Here is a 14,908-nt window from a genome sequence, read left to right as displayed (position 1 = left end):
ACAACGGTGACAGAAAAATTTCACCGCCCGTTAAACATCCTCCACCTGACGTGGTCTTAAGTTGTGTTCGACCGTGACAACACCAGAAAGTCGCGGCGACTCGATTTCACTGCCAAGCATTCAAGGGGCTTAAATGCGTTTTGCCATTGGGGTACTACTTGCCACCCTGCTCAGCCCATGGGCACAGGCCGAGCTGATCGACGACGTCAACGACCGCGGTGAACTGCGCATTGCCGTAGAAGCCAACATGGCGCCGTTCAATTTCAAGGAAAACGACAAGCTGAGCGGCTTCGAAGTCGAACTTGGACAGTTGCTGGCCAACGAACTGGATGTGCGCGCCGAATTTGTCGTGGTTGAAGCCAAAGACCTGCTGCAAGGCGTTGAAAGCGGCAGCTACGACATCGCCATCAACCACATCGCCGCTACCCCTGAGCTCAAGGAGCGTCTGGATTTCAGCGAGCCCTACGCGTATTCCAGTGCCCAACTGATCGTGCGCAAGGAAGAAAAGCGCCCGCTGAGTTCCCTCCAGGCCCTCAAGGGCCATAGCCTGGGCGTGGTCCAGGGCAGCCAGTTCGCCGAGCAGGCACGGGTGGTCGAAGGCGTGGACCTGCGCAGCTACGCGGATGCCATGCAGCCGATCAAAGACGTGGCCAGCGACCAGATCGATGCCGCCATCAGCGACCGTTTGCTGGTGCCCTATGCCATCCGCGACAGCCAGCAAGCGGTGAGCAAGGGGGCCACCGTTGGCCCGATCCTGACCCTGGCGATTCCGTTTCAGAAGGGAAACCCGGCGTTCCAGAACTCCCTGGACGGCGCGCTGCAGCGGATCAAGGCCGATGGCCGGCTGAGCGAGCTGTCGCAGAAGTGGTTCGGGATGGATGCGAGCAAGCCGCCTAAGTAACAAAAGCTTCGCGGGGCAAGCCCGCTCCCACCGGGCCCGGTGCCCCGCGATGGTGTTAAAGCTGTTTCAAGGCTTGCTCTGCCGCCTCAAGCTCCAGCTCACTGAACACCTGCACCCCTTCCCGGCGCAGTAACGCCACAGTCACCCCTTCGCCGGTGACTTTGGTGCCACTGAAGGTACCGTCATAAGTCAGCAGATTGCCACACGAAGGACTGCCTGACTTGAGCACCGCGATACGGATGCCATGCCGCCGCACCAGCTCCAGCGCCCGCTGCGCACCGGCCAGAAATTGCACACTGACATCCTCGCCCGTGACGGTCAGTACCTGCGTGTCACCTTCGAGCACCGCTGCGCCCTGGCCACCGGGGATCTCCGCCGGTGGCCGTGGCGTTGGCAAGCCGCCGGCCACTTCAGGGCACAAAGGCACGATGCGCCCCTGGTTTTGCCACTGCTGGAGCAATTCCGGATGGCCGCTGGCGCGTCCGTCATAGCGCACCGGCTGGCCGAGCAGGCAGGCACTGACCAGAACCTTGTGCATCTCAGAACGGCTCGTTGCCACGGCGGCGGAACCAGCCGGTCAAGGACAGGCGGTCGCGGTGGGCCGGCAGCACCTCATGGGGGACTTCGCCGGAAAGGAATATCACCAGGCAACCGCCGATCGGTGGCACGTCGTGCTCGACCTCACCCTTGAGGGTCATGCGTAGCTGGCCGCCATGTTCGGGCTGCCAGCCTTCATTGAGATAGATCACCGCCGAAACCATGCGCCGGTCGTCGTCGCGAAAGCGGTCAAGATGTTTGCGATAAAAGGCGCCCGGCGGATACAGGGCGAAGTGGCACTCGAAGTCCTCAAGACCGAGGAACAGCCCGCGATTGAGGGCCAGGCGCAGGCTGTCCATCAGCGCCAGGTAGTGGTCGCAAGGCTCGGCCTGGCCGGGCTCCAGCCACTGGATGCGGTCGCCGCGGATGCCCTCGCGGACCTCCTGGGCAACGCCCCGACCCACGGCTGCCGGTTCCAGCTCGCCCTCGGCGGCGCGCTTGCGGCACTCGGCCGCCAGCGCCAGGGTCAGAGGCTCTGGAAGAAAGGTATCTTGCTGCGACCAGCCACGGGTGGCCAGGTCGTCGACGATGCGCAACAGCAGGGGGTCATCAGGGGATATGTGCATGTCGCGCATAGTATCGATCTGCTGCGAAATCCGACAGCGCCACTTGGCCGAGAGTATGCAATGGCTTCTCGACAAAGCCCCGCCATGGCAAGGACAATAGCGCCCTGCCGACAGGAGTCCTGAATGCGCCGTTTGTTTTTACTGCTGATGATGATCTGCACCACGCCTGTCTGGGCAGACAGCCTCGACCAACTCTACAAGGTCGCCGGCTGGCCCGAGCAGCGCGCCCACTTTACCGATGCCCTCGATGCCGCCCAGCAGCGCTATCGCAACAGCCTGCCGCCTGCGGTTTACCAGGCGCTGGTCAATAACAGCAATCAGCGCTTCCAGGCCCAGGCCGTGGATAAACGCGCCGAGGCCCAATTGCGCGCCAATCTCAGCGATCCAGCGCCGGCCCTGGCGTTCTTCCAGTCGCCGCTGGGGCGCAAGATCGTCGCCGCCGAACTGCTCGCCACCCGTCGCGACCAGTTGGCCAAGAATGCCAAGGGCCTGCCCAAGGTCCAGGCCAGCGACAACCGCCTGCTGATCATCGGCCACCTGGCCCAGGCCCTGCCGGCCCGTGAAGCCGGTGCCGAAGTGAGCCTGGCGATTGCCGGGGTCGCCGCCGACAGCCTCAGCCAGATGATCCCCGGCCTGCTCGGTGGTGGCCAGGCCCAGGGCCTGCTCGACGGCCAGCGCCAGCGTTTGATGGAGCAGATCGGCAGCGAGCTGAACAACACCTTGCTGTACGTCTATCGCGACCTGTCCGACGCCGAGCTTGAAGAGTTCGCCACCTTTGCCGAATCCGCTGAAGGCAAGGCTTACTACAAGGCGGCCCTGGCGGCGATCCGCGCCGGCCTTGCGGTGGGTCAGGAAACCTCGCAGCTGAAGTGATCAGCCCAGGCGCTGGTCGATGAACTCGAAATAGCGCGCGCGAATCGCCGGCAGCTCGTTGGCCAGGTGATGCCGCGCTTCGGGGATCATCAGGATCCGCGGCGCAGCGAACTTCTCCCCCAGCACCTTGAGGTTGTACGGCCAGTCGACGGTCATGTCGCATTCGCCCTGGATGATCAGCGGCTGGCGCGGGCTGAGCGGCGCCGCCTCGATACGCTTGACCCAATCGAGCAGCGCTCCCACCCAGGCCGTCGGCAGGCGCCTTGGCTGCAGCGGGTCGGCCAGCAGGAACGGCAAAAAAGTCGGGTCGTTGCTGTTCTCGCTAAAGCGCCGTTCGATGCCGTTGACGAACGGCTTGAGCACCCGGTAGCTGAACTTCGACCAGCGCCACGCCCGTGGCCGTACCAGCGGCGCCAGCAGGATCACCTCGCCCTGGGCCGGGCTCTGGGCGCCGTGATGCAGCAGATGGTCGACGACGATGGCGCCACCGGTGCTCTGCCCGAACAGGTGCCAGGGCTGCGGCAATTCCAGGCTGCGGGCCTGCTCGAACAACGCATGCAGCACCTGCTGGTAGGCGCTGAAATCATCGATGCTGGCCCGCTCGCCGCTGGACAGCCCGTGCCCAGGCAAGTCGCAGGAAATCACCGCATAGTGCTGGTCCAGCGCCCAGTCGATGACATGCCGGTACAGGCCCATGTGATCGTAAAAGCCATGCAGCAGAATCAGCGTTGCCACTGGCGCTGCCGGCAGCCACACCTGGCCGACCACCTCGAAACCTGCGGCGTCGAAGCGCCCGAGCCAGCTCTGCGGGGCCTCTTCGCGGGCGGGCAGATCCAGCCCGTAGAAGCGCTGATAGGCCTGGCCCTGCGTCGACAGCGGCTGCCGCGCCGCCAGGGAGGTCAGGCTGGCACGTAGGGAGTCGGGCTGAAATGACGCGGGCATAAAAGAATTCCAGACGCAAAAGCGGGTTATTGACCTGTGATATTCATCTGTCGCCGCCGGCATGGCAAGCTAGGCGACTTTTTTCGGACACTGCCGACATGCCCCGCTCGCCCCTGCGTACCCTGCTTGGCCTGTTGCTCACCGCCCTCTGCGGCGCCGGCCTGTGGTGGGCCTACGACAGTTTTCAGAGCCGCTACCTGCGCACCTTCGACAACCAGACCGCGCTGTTCTCCGGCGACCGCCTGCAACTGCCGGCGGGCATTGCCGGCCCCGGCCCGATCCGCCTGGTGCACTTCTGGGACCCGGCCTGCCCGTGCAACGTCGGCAACCAGCAGCACCTGGGCGAGCTGATCGAGCACTTCGCCCCCCAAGGCGTGGAGTTCTACGTGGTGCAAAAACCCGGCACCCGCGGCCAGCTGCCTGCCACACTCAGTGCGCTCAAACCGCTGGGCGAGCTGCCCGGCGCCGAACACCTGCCGGCCACCCCCGGCGTGGCGATCTGGGACCGCAACGGCCAACTGGCCTACTTCGGCCCCTACAGCGAAGGCGCCACCTGCAACTCCAGCAACAGCTTCATCGAGCCGATCCTGCTCGCCCTGAGCCAGGGCCGCGCCGTCAGCGCCACGCACACCATGGCGGTGGGCTGCTACTGCCCCTGGCAGCCCTAGCGCACCCGCGCAGGGTTGCCCACCACGGTGGCACCCGCCGGCACATCGCGGGTGACCACGCTGCCGGCGCCGATCACCGCGTTGTCGCCCACCGTCACCCCCGGCAGGATGATCGCGCCGCCGCCGATCCACACGTTGTTGCCGATCTTCACCGGCCGCCCGCTTTCCAGGCCGCTGCGGCGTAGCGCCGGGTCCAGCGGGTGGTCGGCGGTGTAGATCTGCACCGCCGGGCCGATCTGGCAGTCATCGCCGATGCTTACCGGGGTGACGTCGAGGATCACGCAATTGAAGTTCATGAACACATTGGCGCCGACACTGATGTTGTAGCCGTAGTCGCAATAGAACGGTGGGCGAATCACCGCGCCGTCACCGACCTTGCCGAAATGCTCGACCAGCAAACCATGGCGCTGCTCATTGAGCAGCTCGGCGCTGTTGTTGTAGCGCTGCATCCAGTGCTTGTTGGCGATCTGTTCGGCCTGCAGCTGCGGGCAGCTGGCGTGATAGAGCTGGCCGCTGAGCATCTTCTGCTTTTCACTGAGACTCATCTTCCCTCCTTTGGGGCTATCCTCTGTCCGACTTTACCTCGATGATCAGACCACACGATCCGCTAAAAAGCACAAGGAGTCACGATGAAGCGCAGCCTGACCTTCCTCGCCGTGGTCATCGCCGCAGCCGCCGGCGGCGGTTACTGGTACGTGCACGGCAAGCTGCCGCAACGCCAGGGCGAGGTTACCCTGAGCAGCCTGCAGGCACCGGTCAATGTGCGCTACGACGCCCGCGGCGTGCCACATATCCAGGCGCAGAACGAGGCCGACCTGTACCGTGCCCTGGGCTATGTGCATGCCCAGGATCGCCTGTTCCAGATGGAGATCATCCGCCGCCTGGCCCGTGGTGAGCTGGCCGAGATCCTTGGCAGCAAACTGGTCGCTACCGACACCCTGTTCCGCAGCCTGCGCATTCGCGAGCAGGCCGAGCTTTACGTCGAACGCCAGGACAAAACCTCGCCCGCCTGGCTGGCCCTGCAGGCCTACCTTGAGGGCGTCAACGCCTGGCAGGACAGCCATCCCAAGCCGATGGAGTTCGACGTGCTGGGCATCTCGCCACGGCCCTTTACCGCCCAGGACACCATCAGCATCGCCGGCTACATGGCCTACAGCTTTGCCGCAGCGTTCCGCACCGAGCCTGCGCTGACCTATATCCGTGACCAGCTGGGCGCCGACTACCTGAAGATCTTCGACCTCGACTGGAACCCGCAAGGCGCCCTGGCCAGCACGCCAGCCCTGGCCGCCAGCGACTGGCAAAGCCTGCAGCAGCTTGCGCAGCTCAGCCAGCAAGCCCTGGGCGATGCCGGCATTCCCCAATACGAAGGCAGCAATGCCTGGGCCATTGCCGGCAGCCGCACGCGCAGCGGCAAGCCGCTGCTGGCCGGCGACCCGCATATCAGTTTCGCCGTGCCATCGGTGTGGTACGAGGCGGAACTGAGCGCGCCCGGCTTCAACCTCTATGGCTATCACCAGGCGCTCAATCCCTTCGCATCGCTCGGGCACAATCGCGACTTCGGCTGGAGCCTGACCATGTTCCAGAACGATGACGTCGACCTGATCGCCGAACAGGTCAACCCCGACAACCCCGAACAGGTCAAGGTCAACGGCCAGTGGCAAACCCTGAGCCAGACCCACGAACAGATCGCGGTGAAGAATGAGGCGCCGGTGGACATCACCCTGCGCCGCTCGCCCCATGGGCCGATCGTCAACACGGTACTGGGCGACATGGCGGGCCCGACGCCGATTGCCGTGTGGTGGGCGTTCCTGGAGACCGAGAACCCGATCCTCGATGGCTTCTACCAGGTCAACCGTGCCAACACCCTCGACAAGATGCGCGCCGCGGCGGCGAAGATCCAGGCACCCGGGCTCAACCTGATCTGGGCCAACGCCCGTGGCGATATCGGCTGGTGGGCGGCGGCGCAGTTGCCGATTCGCCCTGCCGGAGTCAACCCGGGCTTCATTCTCGATGGCAGTACGGCGCAGGCCGACAAGCTCGGTTTTTATCCTTTCAGCGCCAACCCGCAGGCGCAGAACCCGGCCAGCGGCTACATCGTCTCGGCCAACTTCCAGCCGCCAGCGAACATACCGGTGCCGGGCTATTACAACCTGGCCGACCGTGGCCAGCGCCTGAACCAGCACCTGGCCGACCCGCAGATCAAGTGGGACCAGCAAAACAGCCAGGCGCTGCAACTGGACACCGCCACCGATTACGGCCCGCGCACCCTGGCGCCGCTACTGGCAGTGCTGCGCGAAGTGGCCGAGGGCGATCAGGAGAAGGAACTGGTCGAGCAACTGGCGGCGTGGAATGGTGACTATCCGGTGGACTCGGTCAGTGCCACGCTGTTCAACCAGTTCCTCTACGAACTGGCCTACGCGGCGCTGCACGACGAGCTGGGCGACACCTGGTTCCAGACCCTGATCAGCACCCGCGCCATCGACGCCGCATTGCCGCGCCTGGCGGCCGACGTCGGTTCACCCTGGTGGGGCAAACAGGGCAGCAGCGAGCAAGGCGATCGCACCGCAGCGGTGAAGCAGGCCTGGGGCAACACCCTGGCGCACCTGCGCGAGACCTTCGGCAACGACCCGGCCGGCTGGCAATGGGGCAAGGCACACACCCTGACCCACAACCACCCATTGGGGCTGCAGAAGCCGCTCAACCTGTTGTTCAACGTCGGCCCGTTCGCCGCGCCGGGCAGCCATGAAGTGCCCAACAACCTGTCGGCGAAAATCGGCCCGGCGCCATGGCCGGTGACCTATGGGCCGTCGACCCGGCGCCTGATCGACTTTGCCGATGCCGGCCAGGCACTGACCATCAACCCGGTCGGGCAAAGCGGGGTGTTGTTTGACCGCCACTATGGCGACCAGGCCAAGGACTATATCGAGGGCCGCTACCACAAGGCGCAGATGGGGGTGATTCCGGCGCAAAGCACCTTGAAGCTGGTGCCTTGAAAGCTTCGCGGGGCAAGTCGGGTCGCCGCACCGCCGCTCCTACCGACACTGATGGGAGCGGCGGTGCGGCGACCCGACTTGCCCCGCGATTGATCAGCCCTGCCAGTTACCGCCTTCGACAATTACGCTCTCAGGCTTGGTGTCATCGCTCAGTTCCTTGCGCACATACTGGTCATACAGCTTGAGCAGGTACTTCTGCTCGCCCAGGCGCGCCAGTTCGGCGTTGACCCAGTCGCGCAGCTCGATGTTGCCCTTCTTCACCGCCGGTGCAATCGGCGCTTCCTCACCGAGTTTTTCTTCCAGCACGCGGTAGCCCGGGTTCTGTTTCGACCAGCTGAACAGGATCAGGTTGTCCTGGGCATAGGCATCACCACGACCACTGGCCAGGGCCTGCAGCGACTCGGTGTTCTTCTCGAACTTGAGCAGCTTCCAGTCCGGATGGTTCTTGGTCAGCCAGATATCAGCGGTTGTGCCGGTGGTGACGATGGTGGTCTTGTCGGCCAGGTCATCGAGTTTTTTCACGCTGCTGCCTTCCGGCACCAGGGCCTGCACGGCCACCCGCAGGTTGGGGTTGGTGAACTCCACCGCTTCCTTGCGCTCCGGGGTCACGGTCATGTTGGCCAGGATCAGGTCGACCTTGTCGCTTTGCAGGAACGGAATACGGCTGGCAGGCTCGACCGCCACGAACTCGACCTTGTTCTCGTCGCCGAGCAGGTCCTTGGCAAACTGGCGGCCGATGTCGGTATCAAAACCGACATAGCGCCCGGCCTCATCGACAAAGCCGAATGGCGGCTTGTCGGTGAAGACGCCGACGATCAGCTTGTCGCGGGCCTTGATGGTTTCCAGGTAGCTGGTGGCTGGGGCGGCGCCAGCGGCGGCCGGCTTGCCCGGTTCTTCAGCCTTGTTGCAGCCGGCCAGCAAGGCCAGGCCGAGTAGGGACAACAGCAGTTTCGACGTCTTGGCAGTTTTCATGACAATTCCTTTGCGGGTGTTTTGGGCAGGCTTTCAACAAAGGAGAATTTCTCCAGGAACTGCTGCGCGCGTGCGCTCTGCGGGTTCGTAAAGAAGCTCTCGGGGTCGCGCTGTTCAAGGATCCTGCCGGCCTCCATGAACACGATGCGGTCGGCCACCGCGCGGGCGAAGGCCATTTCATGGGTGACGATGAGCAGGGTCATGCCGTCGCGCGCCAGGCCCTGGATTACCTGCAGCACTTCCTTGACCATTTCCGGGTCGAGCGCCGCGGTGACTTCATCGAACAGCATCACTTGCGGGTTCATGCACAGCGAGCGGACGATGGCGATGCGTTGCTGCTGGCCCCCGGAAAGCTGGCGCGGGAAGGCGTCGCGCTTGTCCAGCAGGCCAACCCGGGCCAGCAGGGCTTCGGCCTGGGCCTGGGCCTCGCGGCGCTCGCGCTTTTGCACCTTGAGCGGGCCGAGCAGCAGGTTGTCGATCACGCTCATGTGGCCGAACAGGTGATAACTCTGGAACACCATGCCGACCTGCTGGCGCACCTGGCGCCAGTCGGTGCCAGGCGTCAGCAGCTCTTCACCGGCCAGGCGCAGGCTGCCGCTGTGGGCGCTTTCCAGGCCATTGAGGCAACGCAGCAAAGTGCTCTTGCCGCAGCCGCTGGGGCCGAGGATCACCACCACTTCACCGCTGCGCACCTGCAGGTCGACGTGGTCGAGCACCTGCTGCTCGCCGAAGAATTTATTGAAGCCCTTGAACTCGATCAGTGCGCTCATGCGTGTGTCCAGCGACGCTCCAGCGCGCGCGAGGCGGCTGACAGCGGGTAGCAAATGAAGAAGAAGAACAGGAACAGCGCGCCGTAGATCAGCACCGACTCGTAGGTGCGCTCGATGATCTGCTGGCCGACCTTGATCACATCGACTACGCCGATCAGCACCGCCAGCGAGCTGGTCTTGATGATCCGTGTGTAGATGTTGATGGTCGGCGGGGTCATGCGCTTGAGCGCCTGGGGCAGCAGCACGTAGCCATACAGCTGCGCGCCGGACAGGCCGATCGACAGCCCCGCTTCACGCTGCCCGCGCGGCAACGACTGCAGCGCACCGCGCACTACTTCGCCCACTTCGCTGGCGCCCCACAACGACAGCACCAGCACCGCACACCAGAAGCTTGGGATGTTCACGGCAAAGAAAATCGGCAGGCCGAAGAACAGCAGGTACAACCAGACAAGCACCGGAATCGCCCGGAACAGCTCCAGGTAGATGCGCAGCAGCAGGTTCACACTGCGTTTGCCCAAGGTCGCCAGCACGCCGTAGAGCACGCCGCCGAGGGTGGCAAAGAGGATGCTCAGCGCCGAAATCGCCAGTGTTTGCGCAGCGCCCTTGCCCAGTTGCGGCAAAGACACCAGCAACAACTCAAGACCCGAACTGGCCATGTTGCAGCCTCCGTTCCAGGCGGCTGAGCAGCAGCGACAAAGGCAGGAACAGCAGCACGCAAATCAGCGTCAGCACCGCGAGCATCTCGTAGGTCTTGTAATACAGGGCGATGTAGCTCTTGGTGGTGTAGAGGATCTCTGGCACCGCCACCGCCGACACCACGGTGGTTTCCTTGAGCAAAAAGATGAAGTTGGCGAACAGCGCCGGCAGGCTGAGGATCCCCGCCTGCGGCAGGATCACATGGCGCAGCAACTGGCCTTCCGACAGGCCGATCGAGCGGCCGGACTCCAGCTGCGCCACCGGCACCGCCTCGACGCCGGCGCGCAGCACCTCGGTGAGGTAGGCGCCGCCGAGGAAGGTCATGGTGATGATCGCCGCGGCGAAGCCGGAAATCTTCAGGCCCAGTTCCGGCAAGGCGAAGTAAACGAAGAACAGCTGGATCAGCAGCGGCGTGTTGCGCGCCAGCTCCACGTAGAGTTTGACCAGGCGCTGCAGGTACGGCGTGCGGTAAACCAGAATCGCGGCGTTGACCAGCGCCACCAGCAGCGAAGTACCGATGGCGATCAGGCCGACTTGCAGTGTGACGCCCACCGCCTTGAGAAAGGCTGGCAATGTGCTAAGGATAAAGGCGAAGTCGAAGCTCATGGAGTGAGCCTCGGCAGACGATGACGATGCGACATGGACAGGATCTCGGACCGGCCCGAGGGTAAACGGGCGGCTCTACACAGGGGTTGTCAGTGCGGGTGAGCACAATAGGTAGACTCTAAAGGTATAAAAATATTTCTTTAAATACCTTTATTGCATATTGATATCACCCAAACAGCTAACCTGCGAAATCCTTGGCGGTGACGGGATCTTTCTGCTGAAAATGCCATCCAAGCGCTGTCGACCCATCACACCAACAAGGAAGACAAAGGATGAATAGCGCCCCCACTCTCGATGCAAAAGAACTGATCAAGTGGCTGACGGCATTGCGCCGGGCGGTCAATGCGGGGAATTGAAAGCACTGTGGGAGCAAGGTTGACCCGCGATGCGATTTGACTAGTAGATCGCATCGCGGGGCAAGCCCGCTCCCACAGGATATGTGTGTGTGTGTGTAGCCTCTTAGAACGCCGGCAGTACCGCGCCGCTGTATTTCTTCTCGATGAAGGTCTTCACTTCAGGGCTGGTCAGGGCCTTGGCCAGCTTCTGGATGGCGTCGCTGTTCTTGTTGTCCGGGCGGGCCACCAGGAAGTTCACGTACGGCGAGTCGGCGCCTTCGATCACCAGGGCGTCCTTGGCCGGGTTCAGGCCGGCTTCCAGGGCGTAGTTGGTGTTGATCATGTCCAGGTCGACCTGATCGAGCACACGCGGCAGCATGGCCGATTCAAGCTCGCGGAACTTCAGCTTCTTCGGGTTCTCGGCGATGTCTTTCGGGGTCGCCAGGGCGTTCTTCGGATCCTTCAGGGTGATCAGGCCAGCCTTCTGCAACAGCAGCAGGGCACGACCGCTGTTGCTGCCTTCGTTAGGAATGGCAACGGTAGCGCCTTCCTTCAGTTCGCTCAGGCTCTTGACCTTCTTCGAGTAGCCGCCGAAGGGTTCGACGTGCACGCCGATCACGGTTTCCAGGTGGGTGCCTTTGCCTTCGTTGAAGTTCTTCAGGTACGGCAGGGTCTGGAAGTAGTTGGCGTCCAGGCGCTTCTGGTCGACCTGCACGTTAGGCTGCACGTAGTCGGTGAATACCTTGATCTCCAGGTCCACACCTTCCTTGGCCAGGGTCGGCTTGATCAGCTCGAGGATTTCCGCGTGCGGTACCGGGGTAGCGGCAACTACCAGCTTCTCGCCCGCCTGGGCAAAACCTGCAACCGACAGAGCGGCCGCCAGAGCAGTCAACAACAGAGCCTTTTTCATGCGCAGTCCTTATTCGAATACACAGCCATCGGGCGACGGCGAAGGTGGGGGTTGCCAGCACTTTGCTAGCTGGCTTGAAGCGGACAATACCTAGATTTTTTATACCAGAACAATATCTTTTATTTTGCTGCTTATGCCATTTTCAACGGACGCCGCCATGCACCCCATACATGGCATCAGGCAGCGGGTTGCGTCAGACGCAACAGAGTCTTCTCCAGCAATTGTTGCAGAGCACTGCGCTCACCCGGCTCACCAAGGCTCAGAAGCTGCTCCAGCTGGCTGGCCAGAGCGCTCAAGGGTGTCGGCAGGTTCAAATGCTCGGGGAGGATTTCTTCACCGCTGCTGACCAGCAGGGCAAAGTGAATGACGTTCTCAAGCTCACGGGTATTGCCCGGCCAGCTGTGCAGCTCCAATACCCGCTGCGCCGCTTCGCTGATCAACGGCACCGGCAGGTTCAGGCGCGGGCTATAGATACCAACGAAATACTCGGCCAACGGCAGGATATCGCCGACCCGTTCACGCAAGGCCGGCAGCTCCAGCTGGCCTTCGCGCAGGTAGTGGTACAGGCGGTCGTGGAACTTGCCGGCGCTCACCGCCTCGGCCAGGTCGATGCTCGAGGCGGCGACCAGGCGCACGTCCACCGGGTTTGGTTGCTGGGCACCGACGCGGGTGACTTCGCGGTTTTCCAGCGCCGAGAGCAGCTTGATCTGGATCGGCAGCGGCAGGTCGGCGATTTCGTCCAGGTACAGGGTGCCGCCGTTGGCCGAGCCGAACCATCCGGCCCGGCTGCTGGCCGCGCCGCTGTGAGCACCGGCGCTGTAGCCAAACAACTCGGCGTCGGCATAGGTCGGGCTGATCGCCCCGCAGTTGACCGAAACAAACAAGCCGCCGCGATCACTGGCGCGATGAATCTGGCGGGCCAGCAATTCCTTGCCAGTCCCGGTTTCGCCGCGGATCAGCACTGGCAGGGCCAGGGGCGCTAGCAGCTCGAGCTCTTCGCGCAATTGCCGCGACCGCGGATCGACGAATACCAGCGCCTTGGCGCGGATGCTCAGCGGGCTCTTGTCCAGCTCGGGAAACGTCAACAAAGGCTGGCCGAAGGTGTCGTGATTACTCATGGCAAACTCCCGCCCTTGGCGCTTTCCGGCCGGGCGTTCGAATCAAGGCAAATGGTCAGCGCCTGAAGATCAGGCGCGGCGTAGAGCGTGCTGTTCCAGACGGTTCTGCAGGCGGTACAGGTAAGCGAAGCCCTGCTCCCAGCGACGGTGCCCGGACTTGACGTTGATATGCCCGGCACCTGCGAGGAAGCCCGTTTCGGCGCCCCAGGCACGGGCCAGCTGCATGGCCCGCGGGGCACTGACAGCCGGGTCGTTGTCGGAGCTGACCACCTGGCTTGGGAACGGCAGCAGCAGCTGCGGAATCGGTGCAAAGTTGCGCAGTGCCGGCGCACAGGTCGGCCGCTCGACGTCAGCCGGCGCCACCAGCAAGGCACCGCGTACCCGGCGCAACAGGGTAGCGCTGGCTTGCGCGGCCCAATGGGCAACGGTGATGCAACCCAGGCTGTGGGCGATCAGGATCACCGGCGACTCATCGGCGGCCACCGCCTGCTCGAGAGTTGCGACCCAGTCCTGGCGCTGCGGGTTCAACCAGTCGGCCTGCTCGACCCGGGCGCTGTTGGGCAGCACCTGCTGCCAGTGGGTTTGCCAATGCTCGTCTGGCGAACCTTGCCAGCCCGGCACAATCAGGTAACGGATCGACTCGTTGCGCATGGGACGCCTCCTGCTGCGTTTGCGTGCATGAGGCCAAGTATAGGGGGGTGGTTATATTCGTAAAGGAATAAGAAGCTATTTATTAATAACCAAAATATAAATTTTCCATAAAAAAAGGGACCACCCCCTGCCGAAGGACCGGTCCCTGAAGCATTGCCTGAGAGATGTTGCTCAGCGGGCGGTGATCACCGACAACTTGGTGATACCGGCACGTTCGATCGAGGCCATGGCGCGCGCCACCTCCCCATAATTAACGCCATCGTCGGCCTGCAGCTGTACGCGCAGTTCCGGGTCTTTGGCCTTGGCCGCCTGCAGGTTGGTTTCCAGCAGATCCGGCTGGATCTCGTCCTTGTTGATAAACAGCTTGCCGCCGCCGTCGATGCTCACCACCAGCGGATCCTTCTGTTCCACCGGAGCCACGGCCTCGGTCTTGGGCAAGTTGATCGGGATGGCGTTGGTCAGCAGTGGCGCGGTGACGATGAACACCACCAGCAGCACCAGCATCACGTCCACCAGCGGCGTCACGTTGATCTCGCTGAGTACTTCGTCACTGTCCTGTGTCGAGAAGGCCATATCAGGATGCCTCCTTCACTTTCTGGGTGTGCTGGCCAGCGGCGGCCTTGTAGGCAGTCGGGTGCACCAGTACCCGGAACGCGCTCTTCTGCGCCAGGCTGTAGAAGTCGTGGGCAAAGTCATCGAGGTCGGCGGCGGTCAGCTTCAGGCGGCGCAGGAAGTAGTTGTAGACCAGCACCGCCGGCACCGCGACGGCGATACCGACACCGGTGGCGACCAGCGCCGCACCGATCGGCCCGGCCACGGTTTCCAGGCTCGCCGAACCTGCGGCGCTGATGCCCTTGAGCGCTTCCATGATGCCCCAGACGGTGCCGAACAGGCCGATGAAGGGCGAGGTGCTGCCGATACTGGCGACTACCGCCAGGCCGGTTTCCAGCGAGCGGCGCTCACGCACGATCTGCTGGCGCAGGGCGCGTTCGAGGCGGTCCTGATGGTTGATCGCCTGGCTCAGGTCGCTGGCTTGCTGGCCTGGCTCGCCGACCGCGATAGCAGCGTAACCGGCCTGGGCGACCCGGGCTGCGGCGCCGGGTTGTGCATGGCTGAGCTCGGCAGCGGAATCCAGGCTTGAAGCCGCCCAGAATTGTTTGTGAAAGCGTTTGTCCTGGTTCTTCAGGCGCACGAACTGCACGCCCTTGACCAGGGCCAGGCCCCAGGTGACGACGGAGAAGCCCACCAGCAGCCAGATCACCGCGCTTTCGATGGATTCGAGGGGGGATGCCAATACAGTCATGATCAAT

Annotated in this window: 17 protein-coding genes; 4 read left to right on the top strand and 13 right to left on the bottom strand. The window is 63.4% G+C overall.

Going from position 1 to position 14,908, the window contains the following annotated elements; translation table 11 throughout:
• Window positions 1-133 precede the first annotated feature (133 nt).
• Window positions 134-901, top strand: a complete 768-nt coding sequence (locus LOY54_RS00975) for a transporter substrate-binding domain-containing protein (RefSeq protein WP_258608835.1) — start codon at window positions 134-136, stop codon at window positions 899-901.
• 55 nt (window positions 902-956) lie between these two features.
• Here LOY54_RS00975 and LOY54_RS00970 read toward each other — a convergent pair whose 3' ends face one another.
• Window positions 957-1,439, bottom strand: coding sequence for a DUF523 domain-containing protein (locus LOY54_RS00970; protein ID WP_195885429.1), 483 nt, complete (start codon window positions 1,437-1,439; stop codon window positions 957-959).
• 1 nt (window position 1,440) lies between these two features.
• Window positions 1,441-2,073 carry a 2OG-Fe(II) oxygenase gene (locus LOY54_RS00965; protein WP_258608833.1) on the bottom strand — a complete coding sequence of 211 codons (633 nt, stop codon included), beginning with the start codon at window positions 2,071-2,073 and terminating at the stop codon, window positions 1,441-1,443.
• 114 nt (window positions 2,074-2,187) lie between these two features.
• Here LOY54_RS00965 and LOY54_RS00960 point away from each other — a divergent pair, with 114 nt between their 5' ends.
• On the top strand, window positions 2,188-2,937 hold the full coding sequence (locus LOY54_RS00960; RefSeq protein WP_045201792.1) for a DUF2059 domain-containing protein: 750 nt from the start codon (window positions 2,188-2,190) through the stop codon (window positions 2,935-2,937).
• On the opposite strand, the gene LOY54_RS00955 is transcribed toward LOY54_RS00960, so the two are convergent.
• On the bottom strand, window positions 2,938-3,879 hold the full coding sequence (locus tag LOY54_RS00955; RefSeq protein ID WP_195885428.1) for an alpha/beta hydrolase: 942 nt from the start codon (window positions 3,877-3,879) through the stop codon (window positions 2,938-2,940).
• A gap of 98 nt (window positions 3,880-3,977) precedes the next feature.
• Here LOY54_RS00955 and LOY54_RS00950 point away from each other — a divergent pair, with 98 nt between their 5' ends.
• Window positions 3,978-4,547, top strand: coding sequence for a DUF6436 domain-containing protein (locus LOY54_RS00950; protein WP_258608831.1), 570 nt, complete (start codon window positions 3,978-3,980; stop codon window positions 4,545-4,547).
• On the opposite strand, the gene LOY54_RS00945 is transcribed toward LOY54_RS00950, so the two are convergent.
• Window positions 4,544-5,092 carry a sugar O-acetyltransferase gene (locus tag LOY54_RS00945; RefSeq protein ID WP_045201787.1) on the bottom strand — a complete coding sequence of 183 codons (549 nt, stop codon included), beginning with the start codon at window positions 5,090-5,092 and terminating at the stop codon, window positions 4,544-4,546. The two genes, LOY54_RS00950 and LOY54_RS00945, sit on opposite strands and share 4 nt — an antisense overlap.
• An 84-nt stretch (window positions 5,093-5,176) precedes the next feature.
• Here LOY54_RS00945 and LOY54_RS00940 point away from each other — a divergent pair, with 84 nt between their 5' ends.
• The gene (locus LOY54_RS00940) at window positions 5,177-7,540 is read left to right on the top strand and encodes a penicillin acylase family protein (RefSeq protein WP_258608828.1); all 2,364 of its coding nucleotides are present in this window, start codon (window positions 5,177-5,179) and stop codon (window positions 7,538-7,540) included.
• Window positions 7,541-7,633: 93 nt separating this feature from the next.
• On the opposite strand, the gene LOY54_RS00935 is transcribed toward LOY54_RS00940, so the two are convergent.
• The 9 genes from LOY54_RS00935 to LOY54_RS00895 all read right to left on the bottom strand — a co-directional run bounded on the left by LOY54_RS00935 (window position 7,634) and on the right by LOY54_RS00895 (window position 14,901).
• Window positions 7,634-8,512, bottom strand: coding sequence for a transporter substrate-binding domain-containing protein (locus LOY54_RS00935; protein WP_045201781.1), 879 nt, complete (start codon window positions 8,510-8,512; stop codon window positions 7,634-7,636).
• Complete coding sequence (locus LOY54_RS00930; RefSeq protein WP_045201779.1) at window positions 8,509-9,282, bottom strand: amino acid ABC transporter ATP-binding protein; 774 nt, start codon at window positions 9,280-9,282, stop codon at window positions 8,509-8,511. The genes LOY54_RS00935 and LOY54_RS00930 overlap by 4 nt, the downstream gene beginning before the upstream one ends.
• A complete protein-coding gene (locus tag LOY54_RS00925) occupies window positions 9,279-9,938 on the bottom strand; it encodes an amino acid ABC transporter permease (RefSeq protein ID WP_258608815.1) in 660 nt (219 codons plus the stop codon). Before LOY54_RS00925 ends, LOY54_RS00930 begins: the two co-directional genes overlap by 4 nt.
• Window positions 9,919-10,584, bottom strand: coding sequence for an amino acid ABC transporter permease (locus LOY54_RS00920; RefSeq protein WP_038997719.1), 666 nt, complete (start codon window positions 10,582-10,584; stop codon window positions 9,919-9,921). The genes LOY54_RS00925 and LOY54_RS00920 overlap by 20 nt, the downstream gene beginning before the upstream one ends.
• A gap of 459 nt (window positions 10,585-11,043) precedes the next feature.
• On the bottom strand, window positions 11,044-11,829 hold the full coding sequence (locus LOY54_RS00915) for a MetQ/NlpA family ABC transporter substrate-binding protein (RefSeq protein WP_045201774.1): 786 nt from the start codon (window positions 11,827-11,829) through the stop codon (window positions 11,044-11,046).
• Window positions 11,830-12,005: 176 nt separating this feature from the next.
• Entirely contained in the window at window positions 12,006-12,947 is a 942-nt protein-coding gene (locus tag LOY54_RS00910) for a sigma 54-interacting transcriptional regulator (protein ID WP_213602761.1), read from the bottom strand.
• Window positions 12,948-13,016: 69 nt separating this feature from the next.
• Complete coding sequence (locus LOY54_RS00905) at window positions 13,017-13,598, bottom strand: alpha/beta hydrolase (RefSeq protein WP_045201770.1); 582 nt, start codon at window positions 13,596-13,598, stop codon at window positions 13,017-13,019.
• A gap of 171 nt (window positions 13,599-13,769) precedes the next feature.
• Window positions 13,770-14,171, bottom strand: a complete 402-nt coding sequence (locus LOY54_RS00900) for a biopolymer transporter ExbD (protein WP_045201768.1) — start codon at window positions 14,169-14,171, stop codon at window positions 13,770-13,772.
• 1 nt (window position 14,172) lies between these two features.
• A complete protein-coding gene (locus LOY54_RS00895) occupies window positions 14,173-14,901 on the bottom strand; it encodes a MotA/TolQ/ExbB proton channel family protein (protein ID WP_038997727.1) in 729 nt (242 codons plus the stop codon).
• Between the last annotated feature and the right edge of the window lie 7 nt (window positions 14,902-14,908).

The sequence above is a fragment of the Pseudomonas sp. B21-032 genome, assembly GCF_024748965.1.
GTDB lineage: Bacteria > Pseudomonadota > Gammaproteobacteria > Pseudomonadales > Pseudomonadaceae > Aquipseudomonas.
This window is presented reverse-complemented; position numbering and strand designations above follow the sequence as displayed.

Bases quoted from the DNA above. Each gene is read 5' to 3' on its own strand.
- LOY54_RS00945 (WP_045201787.1), bottom strand. From the start codon at position 5,092: ATGAGTCTCAGTGAAAAGCAGAAGATGCTCAGCGGCCAGCTCTATCAC.
- LOY54_RS00915 (WP_045201774.1), bottom strand. From the start codon at position 11,829: ATGAAAAAGGCTCTGTTGTTGACTGCTCTGGCGGCCGCTCTGTCGGTT.
- LOY54_RS00905 (WP_045201770.1), bottom strand. From the start codon at position 13,598: ATGCGCAACGAGTCGATCCGTTACCTGATTGTGCCGGGCTGGCAAGGT.
- LOY54_RS00910 (WP_213602761.1), bottom strand. From the start codon at position 12,947: ATGAGTAATCACGACACCTTCGGCCAGCCTTTGTTGACGTTTCCCGAG.
- LOY54_RS00960 (WP_045201792.1), top strand. From the start codon at position 2,188: ATGCGCCGTTTGTTTTTACTGCTGATGATGATCTGCACCACGCCTGTC.
- LOY54_RS00940 (WP_258608828.1), top strand. From the start codon at position 5,177: ATGAAGCGCAGCCTGACCTTCCTCGCCGTGGTCATCGCCGCAGCCGCC.
- LOY54_RS00900 (WP_045201768.1), bottom strand. From the start codon at position 14,171: ATGGCCTTCTCGACACAGGACAGTGACGAAGTACTCAGCGAGATCAAC.
- LOY54_RS00930 (WP_045201779.1), bottom strand. From the start codon at position 9,282: ATGAGCGCACTGATCGAGTTCAAGGGCTTCAATAAATTCTTCGGCGAG.
- LOY54_RS00975 (WP_258608835.1), top strand. From the start codon at position 134: ATGCGTTTTGCCATTGGGGTACTACTTGCCACCCTGCTCAGCCCATGG.
- LOY54_RS00925 (WP_258608815.1), bottom strand. From the start codon at position 9,938: ATGGCCAGTTCGGGTCTTGAGTTGTTGCTGGTGTCTTTGCCGCAACTG.
- LOY54_RS00955 (WP_195885428.1), bottom strand. From the start codon at position 3,879: ATGCCCGCGTCATTTCAGCCCGACTCCCTACGTGCCAGCCTGACCTCC.
- LOY54_RS00950 (WP_258608831.1), top strand. From the start codon at position 3,978: ATGCCCCGCTCGCCCCTGCGTACCCTGCTTGGCCTGTTGCTCACCGCC.
- LOY54_RS00920 (WP_038997719.1), bottom strand. From the start codon at position 10,584: ATGAGCTTCGACTTCGCCTTTATCCTTAGCACATTGCCAGCCTTTCTC.
- LOY54_RS00965 (WP_258608833.1), bottom strand. From the start codon at position 2,073: ATGCGCGACATGCACATATCCCCTGATGACCCCCTGCTGTTGCGCATC.
- LOY54_RS00935 (WP_045201781.1), bottom strand. From the start codon at position 8,512: ATGAAAACTGCCAAGACGTCGAAACTGCTGTTGTCCCTACTCGGCCTG.
- LOY54_RS00895 (WP_038997727.1), bottom strand. From the start codon at position 14,901: ATGACTGTATTGGCATCCCCCCTCGAATCCATCGAAAGCGCGGTGATC.
- LOY54_RS00970 (WP_195885429.1), bottom strand. From the start codon at position 1,439: ATGCACAAGGTTCTGGTCAGTGCCTGCCTGCTCGGCCAGCCGGTGCGC.